Origin of the sequence: uncultured Chloroflexus sp. (genome assembly GCF_937951745.1) — a bacterium.
In the GTDB taxonomy this organism is placed as follows: Bacteria; Chloroflexota; Chloroflexia; order Chloroflexales; family Chloroflexaceae; genus Chloroflexus.
In genome coordinates, this window is record NZ_CALFBQ010000044.1 from 56,209 (window position 1) to 79,389 (window position 23,181).

General features: G+C 58.8%; 18 protein-coding genes. 7 read left to right on the forward strand and 11 right to left on the reverse strand.

Annotated features, from left to right (window positions below):
• Positions 1-75: 75 nt before the first annotated feature.
• The 3 genes from Q1A59_RS10960 to Q1A59_RS10970 form a co-directional block, all read right to left on the reverse strand.
• Positions 76-990, reverse strand: a complete 915-nt coding sequence (locus Q1A59_RS10960; RefSeq protein WP_298403255.1) for a response regulator — start codon at positions 988-990, stop codon at positions 76-78.
• A 208-nt stretch (positions 991-1,198) separates the two neighbouring features.
• Positions 1,199-2,965: an aspartate--tRNA ligase gene (gene aspS / locus Q1A59_RS10965; RefSeq protein WP_298403257.1), complete on the reverse strand. Its 1,767-nt coding sequence runs from the start codon at positions 2,963-2,965 to the stop codon at positions 1,199-1,201.
• A gap of 72 nt (positions 2,966-3,037) precedes the next feature.
• Complete coding sequence (locus tag Q1A59_RS10970; protein ID WP_298403259.1) at positions 3,038-3,955, reverse strand: polyprenyl synthetase family protein; 918 nt, start codon at positions 3,953-3,955, stop codon at positions 3,038-3,040.
• A gap of 197 nt (positions 3,956-4,152) precedes the next feature.
• Between Q1A59_RS10970 and Q1A59_RS10975 the strand changes: the two genes are divergently transcribed.
• Both Q1A59_RS10975 and Q1A59_RS10980 read left to right on the forward strand, forming a co-directional pair.
• Positions 4,153-6,609: a penicillin acylase family protein gene (locus tag Q1A59_RS10975; RefSeq protein WP_299644969.1), complete on the forward strand. Its 2,457-nt coding sequence runs from the start codon at positions 4,153-4,155 to the stop codon at positions 6,607-6,609.
• A 211-nt stretch (positions 6,610-6,820) separates the two neighbouring features.
• On the forward strand, positions 6,821-8,260 hold the full coding sequence (locus Q1A59_RS10980; RefSeq protein WP_298403265.1) for an HD domain-containing protein: 1,440 nt from the start codon (positions 6,821-6,823) through the stop codon (positions 8,258-8,260).
• Between the two features lie 9 nt (positions 8,261-8,269).
• Here the strand turns inward: Q1A59_RS10980 and Q1A59_RS10985 are convergent, their stop codons facing one another.
• Both Q1A59_RS10985 and Q1A59_RS10990 read right to left on the reverse strand, forming a co-directional pair.
• On the reverse strand, positions 8,270-8,422 hold the full coding sequence (locus tag Q1A59_RS10985; protein WP_298403268.1) for a hypothetical protein: 153 nt from the start codon (positions 8,420-8,422) through the stop codon (positions 8,270-8,272).
• A 102-nt stretch (positions 8,423-8,524) separates the two neighbouring features.
• The gene (locus Q1A59_RS10990) at positions 8,525-8,911 is read right to left on the reverse strand and encodes a response regulator (RefSeq protein WP_066784786.1); all 387 of its coding nucleotides are present in this window, start codon (positions 8,909-8,911) and stop codon (positions 8,525-8,527) included.
• A 187-nt stretch (positions 8,912-9,098) separates the two neighbouring features.
• Here Q1A59_RS10990 and Q1A59_RS10995 point away from each other — a divergent pair, with 187 nt between their 5' ends.
• Positions 9,099-10,004 (forward strand): AEC family transporter, encoded by a 906-nt coding sequence (locus tag Q1A59_RS10995; protein WP_298403275.1) that lies wholly within the window; start codon positions 9,099-9,101, stop codon positions 10,002-10,004.
• A gap of 134 nt (positions 10,005-10,138) precedes the next feature.
• Entirely contained in the window at positions 10,139-11,314 is a 1,176-nt protein-coding gene (locus tag Q1A59_RS11000; RefSeq protein ID WP_298403277.1) for a TRAP transporter substrate-binding protein, read from the forward strand.
• A gap of 83 nt (positions 11,315-11,397) precedes the next feature.
• On the opposite strand, the gene Q1A59_RS11005 is transcribed toward Q1A59_RS11000, so the two are convergent.
• The 3 genes from Q1A59_RS11005 to Q1A59_RS11015 all read right to left on the reverse strand — a co-directional run bounded on the left by Q1A59_RS11005 (position 11,398) and on the right by Q1A59_RS11015 (position 15,381).
• Positions 11,398-12,732 carry a TRAP transporter large permease subunit gene (locus Q1A59_RS11005; protein ID WP_298403280.1) on the reverse strand — a complete coding sequence of 445 codons (1,335 nt, stop codon included), beginning with the start codon at positions 12,730-12,732 and terminating at the stop codon, positions 11,398-11,400.
• A 14-nt stretch (positions 12,733-12,746) separates the two neighbouring features.
• Entirely contained in the window at positions 12,747-13,310 is a 564-nt protein-coding gene (locus Q1A59_RS11010; protein WP_298403282.1) for a TRAP transporter small permease subunit, read from the reverse strand.
• Between the two features lie 235 nt (positions 13,311-13,545).
• Entirely contained in the window at positions 13,546-15,381 is a 1,836-nt protein-coding gene (locus Q1A59_RS11015) for a phosphoenolpyruvate carboxykinase (GTP) (protein WP_298403284.1), read from the reverse strand.
• Positions 15,382-15,704: 323 nt separating this feature from the next.
• On the opposite strand from Q1A59_RS11015, the gene secG reads away from it, so the two are divergent.
• The gene (gene secG / locus Q1A59_RS11020; RefSeq protein ID WP_298403287.1) at positions 15,705-15,920 is read left to right on the forward strand and encodes a preprotein translocase subunit SecG; all 216 of its coding nucleotides are present in this window, start codon (positions 15,705-15,707) and stop codon (positions 15,918-15,920) included.
• A gap of 3 nt (positions 15,921-15,923) precedes the next feature.
• On the forward strand, positions 15,924-17,588 hold the full coding sequence (locus tag Q1A59_RS11025) for a peptide ABC transporter substrate-binding protein (RefSeq protein WP_298403290.1): 1,665 nt from the start codon (positions 15,924-15,926) through the stop codon (positions 17,586-17,588).
• Here Q1A59_RS11025 and Q1A59_RS11030 read toward each other — a convergent pair.
• Entirely contained in the window at positions 17,580-18,347 is a 768-nt protein-coding gene (locus Q1A59_RS11030) for a hypothetical protein (RefSeq protein ID WP_298403292.1), read from the reverse strand. The genes Q1A59_RS11025 and Q1A59_RS11030 overlap by 9 nt on opposite strands.
• A 198-nt stretch (positions 18,348-18,545) precedes the next feature.
• Here Q1A59_RS11030 and Q1A59_RS11035 point away from each other — a divergent pair, with 198 nt between their 5' ends.
• Positions 18,546-20,585: a glycosyltransferase family 39 protein gene (locus Q1A59_RS11035; RefSeq protein ID WP_299644970.1), complete on the forward strand. Its 2,040-nt coding sequence runs from the start codon at positions 18,546-18,548 to the stop codon at positions 20,583-20,585.
• A 10-nt stretch (positions 20,586-20,595) separates the two neighbouring features.
• On the opposite strand, the gene Q1A59_RS11040 is transcribed toward Q1A59_RS11035, so the two are convergent.
• Positions 20,596-21,402, reverse strand: a complete 807-nt coding sequence (locus tag Q1A59_RS11040) for a dihydroorotate dehydrogenase (protein WP_298403297.1) — start codon at positions 21,400-21,402, stop codon at positions 20,596-20,598.
• Between the two features lie 203 nt (positions 21,403-21,605).
• Positions 21,606-23,162 (reverse strand): UDP-N-acetylmuramoyl-L-alanyl-D-glutamate--2,6-diaminopimelate ligase, encoded by a 1,557-nt coding sequence (locus Q1A59_RS11045; RefSeq protein WP_298403299.1) that lies wholly within the window; start codon positions 23,160-23,162, stop codon positions 21,606-21,608.
• Positions 23,163-23,181 lie beyond the last annotated feature (19 nt).

Sequence of the window (23,181 nt, forward strand, 5' to 3'; positions counted from 1 at the left end):
GAAAACAGAGCGGTTGCACCGCCCTTTGCCTTGCGTAGTATAGCAAAGGGTTGGCGTAGTGTCAAACGCCGTTCGCTACTCGCTGCGCGCAATCCGAGCCATCTCCTCGCACGCGCGCAAGGCGGCGATCCGCGCCCAACCGAGCGACGCATTAGCGCCAATTGCCAGCAACAAGATCAGGTCATCAACCGACGCCATAATGATGTTTTGATCTTGGCCCTCGTGAATAACCAAATGGCCGGGACGCTGCTGGCCCAAATGGCGGCCAATCTCGGCCAGCGCCAGCGTGTTGCCGGCAGCCAGCGCCGCCACTACCGTGACGTTAATATCGCGCCGCCGGCTCCAATGGCTGAGCACCAACCCGCTCATATCGGCCAAAATCGCACACTGCACATCGGGCGCTAGCGCCAAATCCTTCAACGCCTGCCGCATGCGTTCAAGCTGGGCTTCCGAATAGCTACGCCCGCTTCGACCGGGCTGGTTGGGCGTCAGCCGCATTGCTACCGCCGAGTTCACCGCTGGCGGCGACTGGCGAGCACGCAAGGCGGCCAGCCGCTGACTAAACCGGCTGCCGCTGGCCGGTTCGGCTGATTGCGCTTCGGGACGGCTTGATCCCACCGGCTTGATCGGATCGAGCAAGGTGGTCGCTGCTAACCGCAATTGTTCGGCAGTGGCCGGCTTGGTCAACACGTAGTCGATCTGCAATTCGGCTTTGAGTTGCGGCGACAAGTCTTCGGGGCTAATGGTAAACACGACCACTGCCGTGCTCGGATCGAGCTGGCGCACCCGCTGGATCAACTCGATCCCATTCATACCCGGCATGCGGAGATCGGTGAATAACAGATCGACTGGCTGGCGCGAAATGTGCAACAGCGCAGCCTCCGCCGAAGAGACATCGCTCACTTCATACGGCGTATCATCGGTGAGCGCCAACGCCACCAACCGGCGAATGTTTGGATCATCATCGACAATTAAAATGCGCTTGGGCATACCTGCTCCGGCGAACGCAACGCCGCGCCTGTCTCGGCGCGGCGGCGGCATGGACGTCGTGCATCTTATAGTATAGCTTTTTTGAGCGAACTTGTCGCCGGGTCAGAAGTACTACTTTTTTCCCCAGACACCGTAGCCGGCAGATTTTGCGCCTACCACCGAGTTGCCGATCGGCAGAGACCACTTCCTGTGGTGGCGCTCCGGAGCGTCATTCATCGACGATCCGGATATGCAGCTCTTTCAACTGGCGCTCATCAACCGGCGATGGCGCGTTGGTCATCAGATCGACTGCTTGCTGCGTCTTGGGGAAGGCCATCACTTCGCGGATAGTCGGCTCGCCAGCCAAGATCATCACAAGCCGATCGATACCGGGAGCGATCCCACCGTGGGGTGGCGCGCCATACTCAAACGCTTCCAGCATGTGACCAAATTGCGCCTGCGCCTGTGCCTCACTGATGCCGAGCAGCGAAAAGATCTGTTGCTGCACATCACGGCGATGGATACGGATGCTACCACCGCCCGCCTCATAACCATTGAGGATCAGGTCGTAAGCCTTAGCCCGCACTTTGCCCGGATCGGTTGCCAACAGCGGCAGGTCTTCGTCTTTGGGTGCGGTAAAGGGATGGTGAACGGCATCCCAGCGCTGCTCGTCCTCGTTCCATTCTACCAGCGGAAAATCGATGACCCACGCAAAGCAGAGCGTGTCGGGATCGGCAAGGTTCAGCCGTTCGGCCAGATTGCGGCGCAGCTTGTCGAGTGAGGCAGCAACCACCGCCGGCTGATCAGCGACGATCAACAACAGATCGCCGGGTTGCGCTGCCATACGTTGGGCAATCGCCTCGAACTCGCCGGGAGCAAGGTTTTTGGCAAAGCTTGAGCGGACTTCGCCACCATCAGCGGGTAGAACGGCCCATGCCAACCCTTTCGCACCGCCAGCGCGTGCCACCTCGGCCAGCTCGTCGATCTGCTTGCGTGAGAAGGTTGCACACCCCGGCGCGCGAATCCCTTTCACCTGACCGCCGGTGACCAACGCACTGCGGAACACTTGGAACGGCGTCTCGGCTAGCAGATCGCTCAGATTGACTAATTCGAGGTCGTAGCGCAGATCGGGCTTATCGGAACCGTAGCGCTCCATCGCTTCAGCATAGGTGAGGCGGCGGAATGGCGTCGGCAGATGCTTGTGCGGCGTTATCGTGCGACACAGCGCAGTAAAGAGCCGCTCGATCAGATCGAGCACATCTTCCTGATCGACGAAGCTCATCTCCATATCGAGCTGGGTAAACTCAGGCTGGCGATCGGCGCGCTGATCTTCATCACGGAAGCAACGGGCAATCTGGAAATATTTATCGTAGCCGGCGACCATCAGCAACTGCTTGAGTTGCTGCGGGCTTTGCGGCAGGGCATAAAACTTGCCCGGATGCAAGCGCGAAGGTACTAAATAGTCACGCGCCCCTTCTGGAGTTGATTTGATCAAGATCGGGGTCTCGATCTCAAGAAAACCCTCGTTATCAAGAAAATCGCGGATAAACTTGACCACGCGATGGCGCAAGATCAAGTTACGCTGCATCCGCTCGCGGCGCAGGTCAAGGTAGCGATACTTGAGGCGCACCGCTTCATCTTCGCCACCTTCTTTGGCAATATAGATCGGCGTCGTGCGGGCCGAGTTCAGGATATGCGCTTCAATCGCAGACACTTCGATCTCGCCGGTGGCAATTTCAGGATTGACAGCTTCGGCAGGGCGAATGCGCACCCGCCCACGCACCTGAATAACATATTCCGATCGCACTGTCTCGGCTACTTCATGCGCCGCCGGGTTAGCGCTATCAAATACGACCTGCGTGATACCGTAGCGATCGCGCAGGTCAATAAAAATAAGGTCGCCGTGGTCGCGCCGGCGATGCACCCAGCCGGCCAGTGTCACCTCTTGGCCAGCATGAGCGGGGCGCAACTCACCACAGGTATGTGAACGGTACATAGCCTCTCCTGCCGGATTGAAAGCGGCAACGAACGGTTAGCCGTCGCATTATAACATAGGCGCTCGCACCGCTTAGCCACCAATCTGATCGATCAGCGCCGTGAGCCACGGGGTGGTCACGCCAACCGGCAATTGCGCCAGCGCCTGCCGGGCAGCAGCCTGTTGTTCAACCAGCGCCGCCCGCGCTGCCGGCAACCCATCGCGACGGATGATCGGCACCGCGGCTGCAGTCGTTTCCGGTGACGGATGGGCAAAGAGTGCCTGCAACTCTGGCGCTGGCGCATCACCAGCGGCCAACACTAAGGCCAACGGTACATAACCGGCTTGCAGCAAGGCGCCATCTGCCTCAATATCACGTATCTCCTTGGCTAGCCGCCGGGCTAAGCCAAGCCGCAAGCCAAACTGCGCCGCCGATTCAAGCAATGGGTCAGCCAACCCACCGCACAATACCCCGGCCTGCGCCGCCGCCGCCAACAAGACCCCGGCCAACGCTTCCGCCCGCTGCCAATACGCCGCCAGCGCCGCCTCGTGCGGCGTCAAGCTGCTCACCGTCGTCAACTGGCCTTCACAGATCCGCATCACTGCCTGCGAATATAGACCAATAATGCGCGGATCGGGACTGCGCGCCATCTCTCCGGCAGCCAGTGCAAAGAGGTAATCGCCCACCATGAGCGCCACACCGTGATCCCACGCGCCGTTAGCCACCCGACCAGCGCGGCGGGCCTGCTCGTCGATCAGATCATCGTGCACGCGGGTCGCTGCTTCAATCAGTTCCACCGCTGCCGCGGCATGCGCCACCTGTTCGCCAGAACCATTCCCCAAGCGGGCAATGGCCAGCACAATCAACGCCCGCAACCGATCAGATGGATCGGTCATCAAATGGGGGCCAACCATAGAAATGACGGCTAGCCGCGCCCGCGTGCGCTCACGCAAGAGCTGCTCGACTAACAAGAAATCGTGATGTAATTCTGGTGGAACAGACCAGCTCATGGTTCGTTTCTTCGACTGCGCATGCGATTCCCTTTTGGAAAGATACGCCATCCGTTCGTCACTGTCAACCGCTTAAGCGGATAATGGTCGTAAGCGGCACTACCGCAGGCACTTTCCTCAGATCAGCGTTTGACACTTTCGGCTGTGCGGTTGACAATACAAGTGTCACCATTCTCAGTCTGAAACGGAGGTGGAGCGTGACATTCAACCCCTCTCGCCTCGGACGGGCCATCGGCATTACGATTGGCGCGGTCGCCGCCCTTGCTGGCGTGGGCGCCGTCGCTGCCCTGCGCCGTCCCTTGCCGCGCACCAATGGGCGGGCTAAGCTGCCCGGTCTGCACGCAGCCGTCGAAGTGCGCCGTGATCGTTGGGGAATTCCGCATATCTATGCGGATAACAACGAAGACCTCTTCTGCGCCCTTGGCTATGTGCATGCCCAAGACCGGCTCTGGCAGATGGAGCTGCACCGCCGGATCGGGCATGGCCGGCTAGCCGAGATCTTTGGCCCGATTGCGATCGACTCCGATCGCTTCATCCGCACGCTCGGCTTTAGCCGCATCGCCCGCCGCGAAGCTGCGTTGCTCGACGATGAGACGGCAACCTTGATGACCGCGTATTTGCGCGGCGTGAATGCCTGTATCGAGCAGATTGGCAGCCGGTTGCCGCTCGAGTTTACCATTCTCGGTTTCCAGCCACAGCCGTGGGAATTGGCCGATCTGCTGGTCTGGCCAAAGATGATGTCACTTAATCTCTCGACCAACTGGATGCAAGAGTTGTTGCAGGCGCAGATTGTGGCAACTGTGGGCACCGAGCGGGCCGTTGCACTCCGTCCGCGCTACCCCGAAGACGGCCCTTTGACGGTGCCGTCCGGTGCGCATTACACCGCCAATCTCGGCGCCGCCGCCCTGCAACTGGCTAGCGATGCCGCCCTCTTTACCGGCGAGACCGAGACGCCGCAAGGCTCCAATGCGTGGGTGGCAGCCGGCAAACGCACCACTAGCGGACGCCCTCTGCTGGCGAATGATCCGCATCTGAATGTGGCCTTGCCCAATCTCTGGTACCAAGTGCATCTCGAAGGCGGCGATTTTCACGTCGCCGGAGCGACCATTCCAGCCACCTGCGGCGTGATTATCGGCCACAACCAGCGTATTGCGTGGGGCGTGACCAACGCGCGTACCGATAACCAAGACCTCTTCATCGAGCAGTTCGATCCCGCTGACCCGCTGCGCTATCGCTGGCGCGATGAGTGGCTGACCGCCGAAGTCGTGCCAGAGACGATTACGGTCAAAGGGCAAGCAGAGCCAGTGGTAATCGATGTGCGTATCACCCGCCACGGCCCGATCATCGATCCGGTGGCCGGCACACTGCGCGGCGACCCCACCACGACCAGCGCCGAAACTACCGCCCTTGCCCTCCGTTGGACGGCGCTCGACCCCTCGCCAACCTTAATGCGTTCGGTACTGAAGCTTAACCGAGCCCAAAACTGGAACGAGTTCCGCGCTGCCTTGGCCGATTGGGATACGCCGCCCCAGAATTTCGTCTATGCCGATATTGACGGCCATATCGGCTATTGTTTGGCTGGCCGGTTGCCGATCCGCCGGCACAGTGACGGTATGCTGCCGGTGCCCGGCTGGAGCGGCGAGTATGAATGGGAGGGCATGATCCCATTTGAAGAATTGCCCAGCCAGCTCGATCCGCCGGGTGGCACAATTGTCTCCGCCAACCACCGGATTACCGGTGGTGAACAGCGCAATGCCCCCATCCATGGCTTTTGGCTCAACCCGTATCGCGCCCAACGTATCCAAGAGCTGCTCGATGCCACCAAACAACACGATGTGCGCAGCTTTGCCCGGATTCAGAATGATCTGCTGTCAGTGCCCGGCAAAAAACTTGTCGAACAGGTGGCGCGCCTGAACCTCGAACCGGGGATCGAGCAGCGAATCCGGGACATCCTTGTCGAGTGGGATGGCCAGCTTCACGCCGAGAGTGTCGCCGGCTCGATCTACGACGGGTTGCGTTACCATCTGCTCCGTATCGTCTACCAAGAACTCGCTAACTTGTTCCACGCACCGGCGGCGCTCGGATCGTTTAGTGTGTTGCCGGCTAACATTTATCTGGAATGCGCATTACCGATGGTGCTGGAACGCATGGCATCCCAACCGCTCGACCAACCTGACGAGTGGTTGGGCAATGGTCGCACGTGGGGCGGCGTGTTGCGTGCAGCGCTGGCCCGCACTGCCGCCGAGTTATCCGAACGGCTGGGTACAGATCTGGCTCGCTGGCAGTACGGGAAGATCCATAGCCTGACCTTGCGCCATCCGCTGGGGAGTGTGCCGGCGCTGACCCCGCTCTTCAACCGCGGGCCATGGCCGATGGGTGGCGATCTCGACACCGTTAACCATTGCTACATTCCGCGCGATATTGCCGGCATGACGATCTTCAATGCGCCATCGCTACGCTTTATTCTCGATCTGAGCGACTGGGACGCTTCCCGCGCCATTTTGCCCGCTGGTCAGAGCGGCCATCCGGCCAGTCCGCACTATGCCGATATGACTGATGCGTGGCGGGCCGGCGCGTATCATCCCCTGTTGTGGACGCGACCCGCCGTGGAGCGGTATACTGATGGAGTGTTAACCTTAACGAGTGAAGGATAATGGGATCCTGCAGACGCCGGTGAGCCTCACGCAATGGTCATTGCAAGAGTGCGGAGGGAGCCAACGATGCTGGCTCCCTACCTAGCTCATCAGCAACTGCTGCGCGGATCACGCCATCCAAAATCCGCTCAAGCATTGCCCGTCCCTGTAACCGGCAGCGCTGGCGCGCAGCCCTGTACGGAGCATGCTTACGTGACTGTTGAACCTCATCATGAACAGCATCTTCCAATTGATCGCTGATCTGGCCGATCAGCCGGTGTGGCTAGCTGGCGGCGCTGTGCGCGCGTTGCTGAGCGGGCAAACGCCGGTTGATCTCGATCTGGCCACCGCTGGCAGCGGCTTGGTGCTAGCCAAAACGATTGCTGATGCTAGCGGTGGCGCATTTGTCGCCCTCGATCGCGAACACGACACCGGACGCGCCGTGTTACCCGACGGGATCACGATTGATTGCGCGGCGCTCCGTGCTGCTGATATCGAGGGCGATTTGCACTTGCGCGACTTTACCATCAATGCGCTCGCTTTGCCGCTCGCGGCAGCGCTGGCTGGCGACTGGAGCGCGCTGATCGATCCGCTCGGAGGGCGTGATGATCTGGCCGCCGGTCGCCTGCGCCTCTGTGCACCAACCAGCTTGCGCGATGACCCGTTGCGCGTGGTGCGGGCTGGGAGGTTCCGCGCCACTCACCGGCTGCTCCCAGACCCCAACCTCATCGCGGCGGCACGCGAGGCGGCTCCGCTGCTCGTGAACGTTGCGATCGAGCGCATCCGCGACGAGCTGCTAAAGACATGCGATGGGCCGGCTGCCGCCGCCGGTCTGCGCCTGCTCGACGAGGTTGGCGCGTTGACGATCATCTTCCCCGAACTCGAACCGGCCCGCACCTGCGATCAGCCGCGGGTGCATTTTCTGCCGGTGTTAGCCCACATGCTCGAAACCGTCGCCGCGCTCGACTGGTTGATCGATGACGGTGATCCGCCGGTAGCGGTGCAGACGTATCCGCAGCTTAGCCGCGCACTGCCCTTTGCCGGCCAGTATCACGAGTTGCTCAACCAGCGCCGCGGCATCGTGCGACGCGCCGCATTGCTCAAGCTGGCGGCGCTCTTGCACGACAACGCCAAACCTCAGACGAAGGTCAGTCACCCCGATGGCACCGTGACCTTCTACGGCCATCAAAGCTTAGGCGCAGAAACGGTTGCGCAGATCGGGCGACGGCTACGCCTGAGCCGCGCTGATACCAGCTATCTGGTCAGCGTCGTGCGCGAACACATGCGTCCGGGACAAATGCGCGACAGCGAACAGTTGAGTGAGCGCGGGATCAATCGCTTCTTCCGCGACACCGGCGATGCCGGCCCCGACATTCTGCTGCACGAGTTGGCCGACCATGTGGCAACCCGCGGGCCATGGCTCGACCCGGCGGCATGGCAACGGCATCTGGCGTGGCTAGCGACGATGCTGGATCGATACTGGAACCCGCCAGCGCCGCCAGCGCCGCCACTCATTCGCGGCGACGAACTGATGGCGGCATTACAGATTGGGCCGGGGCCGGAAGTGGGGCGATTGCTGAAGGTGATCCATGAAGCGCAATTAGCGGGTGACATCCATACCGCCGAAGAAGCGCTAGCCTTAGCCCGCGCGCTGCGTCTTGCAGAGCGATAGCAAGCGGGATTATTGGGGCCGGCGCGGCAAACGGATCCGATCGGTCTGCTGGCGCTCGGCAGAAGGTGCGCGCTCATCCTCCAGCAAAGGCAGCAATGCCAGTGTCAGCGCAATCATCACGAACAGCACGATTGAGGGCAACAACGACAGCCAATCAGACATCAGACGCCTCCGGTACGATGGCGACAGCAGTAATAGGCGACCTCATCGTAACGGGAGAACTGGTGCACGAGAATGAAAATGATCTGATGTTATGCTGACAGACTATTTGCGCAACACGTCGCGCACAATCTGCTCGAGACGATCGAGTGGGAAGGGCTTGGGCAGATAGTAATCGATCCGCTGTTCGCGGGCGCGCTTTTCCAACTCAGGGGTAGCGTATGCGGTAATCATGACCACGCTGGTATCGGGGGAAGTCTCCTTGATAGCAGCGGCCAATTGCAGACCATTCATGCCGGGCATATTGTAATCGGTGATCACGAGCGGTACCCGGCGCAGCGCAATTTGGGCCAGCGCATCAGCACCGCTATTGACGGTAATAATATCGTAACCACCGGTCAGATCACGCATCAAGCGATGCAAGATGATGAGGATATCAGGTTCATCCTCTACCAGAATGATGGCTGGATTGCGACCGGAAAAATCCGACATACGAGAAGCTCCTTAAACCGCCAGCAATAGCTGATGCTTGCGCAAAACACCGAGTCGGGCTTTTGCAAGTAGCGGTATTGTATCACAGCCGTGCATGACGGGCAAGCATTGAAGAAATGGTATCATAGATACAGTTCTGCCCCGCCCTTGCCCTACTGATGGGGCACCTGAAGAAAACATAATTTGTATGAGCCAATTACCCGGCATCTTCCTCAACGTACTTGCCCCCGTCTTCTTGCTCGTCTTGCTTGGATACTTTACCGGCCCGCGACTGCAACTCGAAGCGCGCACCCTCTCACGCTTCGCTTATTTTATTCTAACCCCGGCATTCGTGTTCTACGTACTCAGCCAAACCCGGATCGAAGCCGGATTAGCCGGACGCATGATCGGCTTTATCACCGTCGTCTATATCGGCTCAATTATCATCGCCTTTATGGTGGCCCGCCTGCTCAAACGCAGTCCCGCTATGACAGCAGCGTATGTCATGATTGCCGCCTTTGGCAACGTTGGCAATTTTGGCTTACCGATCATTCAATTCGCCGAAGGACCAGCAGCGCTCGGCGTTGCGACAGTCTACTTCTTAGCCAATCTGGTGCTGGCGTTTATTGTTTGCGTCGGCGCAGCCAATTTCAGCCGCGGCTTCAGTCTCGGAATGGCCATTCAAGTCTTTCGCACCCCAGCCCTGCTGGCGCTCCCGCCGGCGCTGTTGTTCAACTGGCTCGAGATCACGCTGCCGCCAGTCGTGATGCGCCCGCTCGAATTGCTCTCCGGCGCGCTGATCCCGACTATGCTGATCGTATTGGGTGCGCAACTGGCCGCTGCCGGCATTCCACGAATGAACGCTGATTTACTCATATCCAGCGCTGTGCGCTTAATCAGCGGGCCCGTCTTGGCCTTTGGCGTCGTCGGCTGGTTTGCCCTGCCGCAGCTCGAACGCAACGTCGGCATCTTGCAGGCTAGCATGCCCACTGCGGTGCTGGTCAGCATTATTGCCATGGAAAACGATCTGCTGCCTGAATTTGTAACCGCAACAGTTTTATTCTCGAATCTGGCGAGTATTGTAACGCTTGCTATTGTCCTCGTATTCTTGTAACCACATTGTCAACAACAAACAACTGGCCTAGCAAATGTTTCACAATCAACAAATCAACAATTTGCACAATTTTGCCAGATCGTCTATAATTAGAATACCGTTTCCTTATAGTTCAGATTGCCTAGGAGCAGAACATGAAACGACGGGAGTTTCTTCGTGGCGCCGCCGCTGGCGTTCTTGGCGGCCTTGGTCTGACGCTTGCCGCCTGTGGCCAACCGCCGGCTGTCACTAATCCACCGACCACTGCCCCAGCTCAACCAACGACGGCTGGTGGTGAACAGCCTACTGCACAGGCCCCAGCGCAGGGTTCGTCGATGCCAGCAGTGGAGTGGCGCATGGGTACGAGCTGGCCGATCTCGCTCGATACCATCTACGGTGGCGCAACGGTGCTAGCCGAGCGGGTGGCCGAACTATCCGGCGGGATGTTCAAGATTAACACCTTCCCAGCCGGCGAGCTGTTCCCCGGTCTCGAAGTGTTACAGAACGTGTCGCAGGGCACGGTTGAGTCGGGACACACGGCGCTTTACTATTATGTCGGTCTTGATCCGGCGTGGGCCTTTGCAACATCATTACCGTTCGGTCTCACGGCGCAGCAGCAGAATTCGTGGTTGTACCACGGTGGTGGTGAAGAGGCGATCAACAAGCTTGGCGCCAATTTCGGTGTCATCTGCTTTGCCGCCGGCAACACCGGCACTCAGATGGGCGGTTGGTTCCGCCGCGAGATCAACACGGTCGCCGATTTGCAGGGTCTCAAGATGCGTATTCCCGGCCTTGGCGCGCAGGTGATGAAGGCCCTCGGTGTAGTGACGCAGACGTTGCCCGGCGGCGAAATCTTCCAAGCACTTTCAACCGGTGCGATCGATGCAGCCGAGTGGGTCGGTGCCTACGACGACGAGAAGCTTGGTTTGCCCGATGCAACAGATTTCTACTACACGCCGGGCTGGTGGGAACCGGGGCCATCACTGCATGCGGTATTCAATCTTGATGCGTGGAATAAGCTACCCAAAGAATACCAGAACTTCCTTCGTGTTGCGGCATGGGAATCGAACATGAATATGCTTGCCAAGTACGATGCGCTGAACAATGATGCCCTTGAGCGCATTATTGCGAAGGGCAAGAAGGTGCGCCCCTACAGCGATGAAATTCTCAACGCGGCGCAGAAGGCGGCCTTCGAGTTGTTTGCCAGCTACGACTCGGCAGCGTTCAAGGAAATCTTCCCCGGTTGGAATTCCTTCCGCCAGAAGATCCAGCGCTGGCATCAGACCAACGAGCTGCCGTTTAACCTCTTCGTCAAGAACAACCCCATTTAGGAGGTAGCAAAGCCGTTGCAGTGCAACGGCTTCATTCTCGTACCACCGGTAGAGCCGTTGCAGTGCAACGGCTCTACGTTTTCTTATCTGCCAAATGAAATGTCTGGCAGATAGGTCGCCAATTGGGGGAAGAAGATCAAAATTACGACAATCGTCAACTGAATAGCAATAAACGGCACTACGCCGCGGTAAATATCACCGGTGGTAACACCGGGAGGGGCCACGCCGCGCAGGTAGAAGAGCGCGAAGCCAAAGGGTGGGGTGAGGAACGAGGTTTGCAGATTAGCACCGAGCAACACGCCAAACCAAATCAGATCAAACCCAAGCGCCTTCGCGACTGGCACAAAGAGCGGGATGACAATAAAGCAGATCTCGAAGAAATCGATGAAGAAACCGAGGAAGAAGACGATCAGCATGCTAACAATGAGGAACCCCCATGCACCGCCGGGTAGGTTCGCCATCAAATCGAACACAAACTTATCACCGCTAAGAGCGCGGAAGACCAACGCGAATGCCGTCGAGCCGATCAGGATAAAGAGCACCATCGTGGTGGCACGCATGGTCGCATCGCACACCGCGATGAAATTCTTCCATGTCAGCCGGCGATTAACCAGCGCCAGCAGCGTTGCACCCAACGCGCCTACGGCGCCTGCTTCAGTCGCGGTAGCAATGCCAAAGAAGATCGAACCGAGCACGGCCATGATTAGCACCAGTGGTGGAATCATGACCTGCATGACCCGCTTGGCCAATGCGGCGCCGGTCATCGAACGGGCCGACAACGGTAGAGCCGGGGCCATCTCTGGTTTCAGCAAAGCCACGATCCAACAGTAGAACGCCAGCGCTGCCGCAAGCAACAGGCCGGGGATCAGCGAGCCAAGGAAGAGCCGGCCCACCGAAACGCCAATCTGGTCGCCGAGCACTACCAACACCACTGACGGCGGGATAATCTGGCCAAGCGTTCCGGCAGCGCAGATCACACCGCAAGCAAGCTCTTTGTTATACCCGTAGCGCAACATGATCGGCAGCGAAATCAGGCCCATTGCCACTACCGTTGCCGCAACCACACCCGTCGTTGCCGCCAACAGCGCGCCAACGACCACCACCGCGATTGCCAAACCACCACGGACTGGACCAAAGAGCACGCCCATTGTATCGAGCAAGTCTTCGGCAAGACCGGACTTCTCGAGCATAGAACCAAGGAAAATGAAGTAAGGAATGGCGAGGAGGGTGTAATTTGACATCACGTTAAAGATACGTGATGGCATCGCGCGAATGATAATCGGGTCAAAGATGCCGAGCGAGACACCGATAATACCGAAGACAATCGCCGTTGCACCTAGGGAAAATGCGACGGGGTAACCGATACCAAGGATGACCAGCGCCCCGAGAAACATCGCGGGTCCGAGCCACTCGTACATGGAGCCTCCAAAGATTACAGCTTGGTCTCTTTTTCTTCGACAACGACTTGGGATGGATCGAGAACGCCGAGGAAGGCGGCAAAGTACTTAATCGCTTCAGAAATACCCTGAATGATCAGCAGAATCGGACTGACGAGAATAAATGTTTTGATAATATAGCGTGGCAAACCGCCGGGATCAGGCGAATTTTCGCGAATGCGCCACGACTGTTCCACGTATGGCCAGCCGAAGTAGAGCAAGAGGCCGCAGAAGGGTAAGAGAAAGAACAATGTGCCTAGCAAATTGACCAACGCTTTGCGTTTGGGAGGGTAATTGCTGTAGAACACATCGACGCGCACATGTTCATTATGCTTTAGAGCATACGCTGAGCCAAGGAGAAAAATCATTGAGAAGATATACCATTGGGCCTCGATGTAAAAATTTGACCCCAATGTAACCCCAATGGCACGACCAACATAACGATTCGCGACATTCCAAACGCCGACCGCAACTACAATCGGCACCAAGATGTAGGCCAAGCGCCCAACCCATTCGGTGAAGGTGTCGATGATGCGTGAAAGACGCAACAGTGCTTGCACTTCAACCCTTCCTTCCCTGCTGGAAACGAGGATACGAAACACAAAGATGAAGCGTAGCGGAGCATTGCGGCAACCGCCATTATGAACAGCAATGCGGAGATGCTTGAACTATCGATATGGGAATTCACAACTTTATAGCCTAAATAGTACACGGAATCACACGCTTTGTCAAAATAAGCGGCGTACCGGCTTGCGCCAGTACGCCAACCGATGTTCGTATTGCGCCCCAATCACGTTATTCGTGCGTCGCACCCCATTTCTCTGGCATACGCCAGAGACTCGAGAGAATAAGATCACGCACCGACAATAACTCTTTCGGCAAGCGATCGTACAGCTTGATGAAGAGATCCTCGTGGAGCAAAATTTCTTGCTGCCACTCGCTCACATCACACTCCATCACTTGTTCAAACTGCGCCGGGCTGAAATCAAGCCCGCGCCAATCAAGATCTTCGTACCGCGGCACCCAGCCGATCGGAGTTTCCACACTCACCGCTTGCCCATGTGCCCGTTCGATGATCCACTTCAACACGCGCAGATTCTCTCCGAACCCCGGCCAGATGAACTCGCCCTGTTCATTCTTGCGGAACCAGTTGACGCTAAAGATGCGCGGCGGATTCTTGAGCCGGCGGCCAAAGCTGAGCCAGTGGTTGAAGTAGTCACCCATGTGATAGCCGGCAAACGGCAGCATCGCAAATGGATCGCGACGCACGACACCTTGCTGGCCCATCGCCGCCGCCGTCGTCTCCGATCCCATCGTCGCGGCTAAATAGACACCGTAGGTCCAGTTGAACGCTTGATAGACCAACGGTATTGTACGGCTGCGGCGCCCGCCAAAGATAAAGGCCTCGATTGGCACGCCGTTCGGGTTTTCCCATTCGGGGTCAATCGCCGGATTTTGGGTTGCCGGCGCGGTGAAACGCGCATTGGGGTGAGCAGCCAACCGTCCGCAGCCGGGAGTCCAATCGCGGCCTTGCCAATCGATCAGATGGGCTGGCGGTTCATCAGTCATGCCCTCCCACCAGACATCGCCATCGTCGGTTAGCGCGACATTGGTAAAGATCGTGTTCGCCCGGCAGCTTTCCATTGCGTTAGGGTTGGTTTTATACGACGTACCCGGCGCAACACCGAAATAGCCGGATTCGGGGTTGATTGCATAGAGTTTACCGTCAGGGCCGGGTTTGATCCACGCAATATCATCGCCAACGGTGGTAACTTCCCACCCTTCACGCTTAAAATGCTCTGGCGGAATAAGCATCGCAAAATTGGTTTTGCCGCAAGCTGACGGGAAAGCCGCTGCTACATACGTCTTACGCCCGCTCGGCTCTTTCACGCCGAGGATGAGCATGTGCTCGGCCAGCCAACCCTCTTGGCGGGCCATCACCGACGCGATGCGCAAGGCAAAGCACTTTTTGCCAAGCAGGGCATTGCCGCCATAACCCGATCCAAAGCTCCAGATCGAGCGCTCTTCGGGGAAGTGGACAATATACTTGGTCGGGTTGCAGGGCCACGGCACATCGGGCTGCCCCATCTCGAGCGGCGCACCAACGCTGTGCAGACAGGGAATGTACTCGCCATCTTCACCTAATATGTCGTAGATCTTGGTCGAGACCCGCGTCATAATGTGCATATTAACCACGACATACGGCGAGTCGGTCAATTCGATACCGATATGAGCAATTGGCGACCCGATCGGCCCCATACTGAAGGGGATGACGTACAAGACGCGCCCGCGCATGCTGCCTTTAAACAACTTCAGCAGGATCTCCTTCATCTCTTTCGGTGCCATCCAGTTATTGGTGGGGCCGGCATCGTCTTTCGAGATACTACAGATAAACGTGCGGTCTTCGACACGAGCAACATCAGAGGGATCCGAGCGGGCAAGAAAGCTGTTGGGGCGGAGTTTGGGGTTGAGGCGGATGAACGTTCCCTTTTCCACCATCTGGTTGCAGAGCATATCGTATTCGGCCTGCGTACCATCACAGAAGTGAACCTGTGACGGCTCGCAGAGGTCGACAATTTCTTGAATCCACTCGCGAAGCCGATGGTGCCGAATGTATGCGGGGAACTGCATACGATCCTCCCTCTCTATATTATGGCCACAACCGGGGATGATAGCTGTGACGGCTTGCACGAGTGTGATCATAGCATAGAATGCGCGCTTGTGTAGATATGAAGCTGTAGCCTTTCGGCAACAATTGCGCAACCAACTAACTGGTGCTGGAACGCTTCGAGACATAGGTGCGTAGATCGCACGCAGGGGCATGAACCCTATGACGAATAGGGGACGCGGCAAGCCATGCCGTATCGAGCGGAGCACGCCGATTGATACTCTGTGGTATACTAATGTGCCTGCATAATGCAGCGACAAACGTCGATATGAGGAGCAAGGCACCTATGGAAACCGCTCTCTACATTGCGATTTTGGTTATTAGCGCCGTTATGAGCGTGCTGGTGATTTTGCAATCGCGCGGCGGCGGTCTCAACCGCGACACCAGCTCGATGTATCGCACGCGCCGCGGCATTGAAAAGACGCTGTATCAGGCCACGATTGCGCTGGGAGTAAGCTTTTTACTACTCGCGCTGATCACCAGTCTCCCCATTTTCAATTAAGGTATGGCACGCCGGATTCGTTGGCAGATTGCGATCGCGCTCGCAGGGATCGGGGTGATTGTCGTCTTGTTTGGCCGCTTGGCAGCGCTGAGCGCTTCCACCGATAATCCGGCCACCGGCGGCGTCTATCGCGAGGCGGTGGTCGGTACGCCGGTGATGCCGATCCCGTTGCTAAATGATCCCGCTGCCGATCCGGCCGGGCGGGCATTGATCAGCTTGCTCTTCGAGGGGCTGACTCGCATCGGGGTTGATGGTTTGATCGAGCCGGCTTTGGCCGAAGGGTATACGGTTGACGCCACTGGCGAAATCTATACCTTCACGTTGCGGCCGGGATTGCGCTGGCACGACGGCACGCCGCTTACTGCCGATGACGTGGTCTTTACCCTGCGCACCCTCCAAGAGCTAGAGCAGGCCGGTGAGCCGGCAGTCGCTAGCTTCTGGCGCACCATTCTGATCGAACGAGTCGATAATCGCACAGTACGATTTATTCTGTCAGGGCCATTTGCTCCCTTCCCGGTCTTAGCCCGCGTGCCGATCCTCCCAGCCCATCTACTGCGCACCATTCCACCAACCGCATGGCCTGCCAGCGAGTTCGCCCGCCAATTGATCGGCAGCGGGCCATTCCGGTTGGCCGAATTGCGACCTGAATCGGCACTGTTAACAGCTAACCCAACGTATTACAACGGGCGACCGTTTCTCGATCAGATCGAATTGCGCTTCATCGCTACCCCCGAAGCAGCGATTGCAGCCCTTTCGCGCGGTGAGGTCATGGGGTTCGCAGAACGCTGGGGCACCAACCTGCGCGCGGTTGATCTGCCCGGCAACGAACAGCGTATCGTTTTGCCGGTTGATGAGTATACCGTTCTGACCTTTAACCTCCGCTTGCCGCTGTTTCAAGAAATACCCCTTCGCCGCGCGCTGGCGCTCGGTCTCAACCGCGATGCGTTAATTGAAACGGCGATCAATGGGTTGGCCCAGCCAATCGATACACCGCTTTTGCCCGGCACATGGGCCGATGATCCAGCCATTCGCCGGATACCTGCCGATCCGGCGGCCGCAGCCGACCGGTTGGCCGAAATTGATTTTGAACCGGGCAGTGATGGCATCCGCCAGCGCGGCACGCAACGGCTCAGCTTTACCCTGCTGGTTGATCAGGATGAACGCCGGCTGGCAGTGGCACAAGCCGTCTCAACCCAGTGGCGAGCGATTGGGGTCGAGGTAACGGTTGAATCGGTAGATAGCATGACGCTGACCGATCGCTTGCGGCGCGGTGATTTTATGACCGCGATCCATACTTGGACCCGGATCGGCCCTGATCCCGATCCGTATAGTTTGTGGCATTCCAGTCAGGCCGCTAGCGGACTCAATTACGCCGGTTTGAACGATAGCCGGATCGACCTGCTGCTCGAACAGGCGCGGTCTGAACCAGAGTTAGTGGCTCGTGCCGAGCTATACCATGCGTTTCAACAACGTTGGCTCGAGCTGTCACCAGCGATTACTCTCTACCAACCGATGTATGTCATCGTCAGCACTGCTAATCTGCAAGGACGCGCCTTCGCTAACCCCGATTTCGCCGGCCAGACCTTATTTGGCGCTGAAGATCGCTTCCGTGATGTGCGGCGTTGGTTTATGAATACCTTCCGCCGGATCGAGGGTGATTTACCGTAGATCGCGCAAATCAAATACCGGCCCTTCGACACACCGCCGTTGCCAACCGTTGCGCGTCTCGATTTGGCAGGCCCGGCAGATACCCAACCCGCACGGCAACGGCCCTGCCACTACCACCTGTGCTAGACCGCGATCCCAACGCAAGCGCGCCGACCGCATCGCAGCGGTTGCTTGACTCAGCAAGCTTGGTGGTAGCGCAAACAATACCTGATCAGCCCAACAAATAGGACTGCTGGGCGAATGCGCAGCTAGCAGTTCAAACAATCCCCCCTCACCGGCAGCGCTTGTCTGCACCTCAACCGTTTCAGGCAAGAGAAATGGCGGCGGGAGGTACCCCTTGTCGCCACCTAACAGCAGCGCTATGCTCAGCCGGCTAGCATAGCGACGGGCAACGAAGAGCAGAACCGGCAACGCCGTCCCCACCCCCGCCAATAAGAGGGTATGCGTCGTCGGCGCCGGCCCAAACGGCGTCCCTAACGGTGCGCAGAGATCGAGGATAGCGCCCGCTGGCAGGTCAATCAGCCACGCGAGCGCCGGATCGCGTGGGTCAATGATCAACTCAACCTCGCCCTTCGTTGTATCGGCGCCGGCAAGAAAGACTGCCGGCCACAACAGTGGATCGAGGCTGCGTGAGGGACGCACAAGGGCATACTGGCCGGGTTGCGCAATGCGCGCCAACCCCGGCGCAGTGACACTCAACCAGACTAAACCCTCAAATTGATAGCGTTCATGGATAGCGGCGGTATAATAGAGTTGCATGCGAGCAATCCTTATTGAGCCAAACCAATGGCATCATCAATAAGATTGGTTTGGGCTGTACGCAATATGGTTGCACTCTCGCGATACGATTAAACATCCCCTTGGTATCACTATCATCGCAACACAACCGGGTGATACGATATGAGCCGCTCTAGGACAACGGCTGACCCTTCGATAGCGTGGCTCGCTCAACCCCTCATGCAATCAGGTTGGCTCAGCCATATGACCCACGGCGAGCTATTCCTGCTGCTCGCGAGCCTTGCTCTGTACCTCTACACTCGACTTACCCACCTGACGGTATTTCCGATCTACTTCTTTTGCGATGAAGCGATCCATGGGGTATTGGCCCGCGATCTCGTCGCCAATGGCTTTCGCGACAGCAACGGTGTTTGGCTACCGCCCTACTTTCAAAACGCCGGCATGTGGAATTTAAGCCTGAGCGTCTATCTGCATGCGTTCAGCATTCTCCTCTTCGGGTTCGACCGGTCGATCTGGTTTACCCGCGCCACATCGGTTGTTGCCAGCTTGCTCGCTCCGCTCGGCATTGCGGCGCTGCTCCGCTTTGGCTACCACGACCGGCGCTGGTGGCTCGGCATCCTCGTGATCTGCGCCATGCCGGCGTGGTTTATCCATTCGCGCACCGCGTTCGAGACCGTCTTGATGGTTGCGTGCTATGCTGGGTTTCTCGCGGCGTATATGGCCTATCGGTATTATGATGATCGCTGGATCGCGGCTGCAATCTTGTTTGGCGCAGCAACATTCTACAGCTATGCCAACGGGCAAGGGGTGATGTTGGTCAGCGGTACGCTCCTCTTCCTCAGCGATATCCGTTACCATCTCAGCCGTCCACCCCAACGTCTCTGGCTCGCTCTTGGGATGTTCGCGCTCACCCTCGTGCCACTGATTCGGTTCCGTTGGCTCCAGCCCAACGCGACGGTAGAGCATTTACGCACGCTCCATTCCTATTGGCTGAAACCGTTGCCGCTCACCGAGAAGATCGAGCGGTTTGTCACCATTTACGCCCAAGGCCTTGATCCGCGCTACTGGTTCTGGCCCAACACGATGGACCTCGACCGCCATCGCTTTCCCGACAGCGGCCATTTCCCGCTGTTCTTGTTACCATTTGTCCTCATTGGCTTGGCGATCTGCTTGTGGCGCTGGCGCGAATCGATCTACCGCTTGCCGATTGGCGCGCTCCTCGCTGCACCGTTTAGCAGCGCTTTGGTTGGGATTGCCGTCACCCGCGCGTTGGCGATGGTCATTACTGCCACGCTGCTCGCGGTGATCGGGGCCAGTTTCCTGATCGAACGGCTCCCGCACCGCTGGCAACGCCTCGTTACCCTGCTGTTCGGTCTCACCTTCGCGTTCAGCAGTTTGGTGATGCTCCGCACTGCCGTGCTCGGCGGACCGCTCTGGTTCCGCGACTACGGCCTGTACGGGATGCAGTACGGCGCACAACAGCTCTTTGCCGAGACGATACCCGATCTCCTCGCCCGTGATTCGCAAACGACTCTACGAGTATCCACCACATGGGCTAATAACCCGAACAGTTTTGTCGATTTTTTCCTCACCCCAGCGCAACGTCGCCGAATTGAGCTGATCACGATTGATGCGTACTTGTACCAGCGCCGTGATCTCGACCGGCAACGCGATGTGTTCATTATGACAGCAGCCGAATTCGATCGCGCGCAGCAAAGCGGTAAATTCATCATGATGCCACCCGAACAGATTATTCCGTATCCTGATGGCAGTCCGGGCTTCTACGTGGTGCGACTGGAGTATGTCCCCACTATTGATGAGATTCTTGCCGCCGAGCGAGCCGAGCGCGCGACACTGGTGGAAGAGCCGCTCGTGATTGGCGGGCACGAGCTGATCATCGCGCATTCGCGGCTTGACATCGGCAGCATTACCGATCTCTTCGACGGCGATCCGCACACCCTCGCGCGCGGTCTTGAAGCCAATCCGCTCGTGATCGAACTGCGCTTTCCTCATCCCCTGCCGATCAGCGCGGTCGAGCTGATGCTGGGAACAATGGAACTCGACTTAACGGTGACCGTAACCAACCCTGACGGCGAAACCCATGCCTTTCACCAGCCATACCACGAGCTGCCGCCGGATCCCACCGTGACGTTTGATTTCCCGCAACCGCTGCTGGCAACCAACCTCCGGCTCGATATCTTCCAACGAGGAGTCGGTGAACCGGCCCATATTCATGTGCGCGAGGTGCGCTGGCGGTAACAAACGCCGCCTATCGTTCCTCGGCAATCACCTTTGCGCGCCGCAGATCGGCGAGCAGCGCACTGGCCAACGCCACTGCCCGCGCGCCGGCATCGAGCATCGCGCGGGCATGGTCCGGCGTAGCGACACCACCCATGCCGATCACGGGCGCTGCCACGGCGGCAGCCACCGCCGCAACCAACCGCAACGCAATCGGAAAGATCGCCGGGCCGCCTAGGCGGCCATAGACGAGGCTGCCATCAGCTTGGGGCATACAGGCCGGCAACCCACCGATCAGCGCAATCGCATCAGCGCCGGCGGCAATGCTCGCCTGCGCCACTGCCACCGGATCGGGCAGCTCACCGGGCAGCCGGATAAGGAGGGGGAGCAGCGTGGCCCGGCGCACAGCCGTGACCCGTTGGGCAGCTTCGGAAGCGGTCAGTGCCGGCAGCGCCAACTCAAAGCCGGCAATGCCCGGCACATCGGTGAGTTCGGCGGCAACTGCAGCCGCATCAGCGCCAGCAATACTGACCAAGACTGGCACGTGATAGCCAGCCCAGCGGGGGGCCAATCGTTCGCGCACTTGTTTAACGCCTAAACTCGCGCCGCCGTGATGGTAGAGCACACCAGCAGGGGTAGCCAACACCTGCGGTTGGCCGCGCCTGCCGGCAACCGTCACCGTTGAGCAGATAATCGCGCCAAGGCCGTGATCGGCCGCAGGTTGCGTCAGCCCCAGCCAGCGCGCCACGCTGACCACATCGCCAAGGCTGCCGGCAGCGGCGATGACCGGGGTGGCGATAGTGAGCGTGTGCGGGTTGTCGGGGGCAAGGTCGATCATGACAGGAAGAGCCGTGAACAAGGGGCGCAAGATTGAGCAGTTATTATTATAGTATAGAACCTCTCAACGTATCACCGGTTTGCACTCGCCCTTGTAGGAGATGGCTGCGCCGTGCGAAGACGTGCTCTGTTGTCATTGCGAAGGCGCGCAGCGCCCGCAGCAATCTCCTGCTCTAGCGAGCGCAACCCCTTGTTTGAAGATGTTCAGCCCGGCTCCTGAGATGACTTATGCATCTCTGTGTGGCCGGCATACCCCAGCTCAGCCAGCGCCCGCCGCGCTTCACCCGCTTCATCCCACGGAATAGCGTGATCAGCGTAGATGATGCTGCCTTCGTGGCCTTTCCCCAACAGCAACACCAGATCGCCGGGCCGGGCTGCTGCCAGCGCCGCCCGAATCGCCTGCGCCCGATCAGGAATGCAGAGGTAGCCGCTGCCAGCTCGCTTGCCAGCTCGTTCAGCCCCGGCAGCGATCTGAGCAATAATGGCCTCGCGATCTTCACCACGCGGATCTTCATCGGTCAACACCAGCAGATCGCACATCTGGCCAGCAATCTCGCCCTGAATAGCACGCTTCGCGACATCACGCTCGCCGGCGCTGCCAAAGACGGCAATCATCCGGCCCTGCACCTGTGGCCGGAGCATGGCAAAGATCTGTTCGAACGAATCTGGATTGTGCGCGTAATCCACAATTACACCAAACGGCTGGCCAGCGTTGACCGGAGCCATCCGCCCGCGCGGTGCGCGCACACTAGCCAGCGCTGCGGCTGCCGTTGCGAGCGGAATCCCCTGCGTGAGCGCCACTGCTAGCGCGGCGAGCGCATTGCTGGCGTTGAACCGGCCGGGCAACGGCACTGTGAGGTCAGTTACGCCCCACGGCGACGACACGCGCACTACACTACCCATCGGGCCGCTCTGGATCAGTCGCCCCTGCACCTCAGCCGGCTCGTTCAGACCATAGCGGAGGCGGGATGCAGTCGCGGGAGCAGCGGCGAGAAAGTGGTGATGGTTCGGATCATCGGCATTGACAATCGCCCACGTCGGGCCAGTGCGTTCGGCGAGCAGAGCAAAGAGTTGCGCTTTATCGGCGCGGTACTGCTCAAACGAACCGTGATAATCGAGATGCTCGTGACCGATATTGAGCATCACCGCCACGGCGAAGGCACAGCCAACCAAGCGGCCCCAGCGCGGCGAGAGGGCATGCGAAGTCGCCTCAATCACTGCCATATTGCAACCGGCGGCCACCATCTCGCGCAGCAGCGCCTGCACATCCGGCGCCTCCGGCGTACTCTGGCGGGTGTCGTTCGGCCAGCGCCGCGCGCCAATCTGAAAATCAACCGTGCTGATCATTCCCACCGCGCTACCGGTAGCAGCCAAGAGCTGCGCTGTCAAATCGGTCGTGGTGCTCTTGCCTTTAGTGCCGGTGATGCCAATCGTGATCAATTCGCGCCCCGGATAATCATAGAACGCGGCGGCCAATGGGGCCAGCACCACTCGGCTATCAGCCACCACCACCACCGGTACGCCGGCTGGGGCTGGCCCTTGCCAGTAACGCTGATCGACCACCAACGCTGCGGCGCCGCGACTGAGCGCTTGGGGAATGAAATGGTGGCCATCGCTGTGTTGGCCGCGGATGGCCACAAACAAACTGCCCGGCTCAACCCGGCGCGAATCATAGACGAGTGAACGGATGGGAACGGCCAGATCGCCAATCACGTATTGAGCGGCGACGCCGGGCAAGAGGTCGGCAAGCGTTTTGCTCATACGGTGTTTCTAGGGTTGA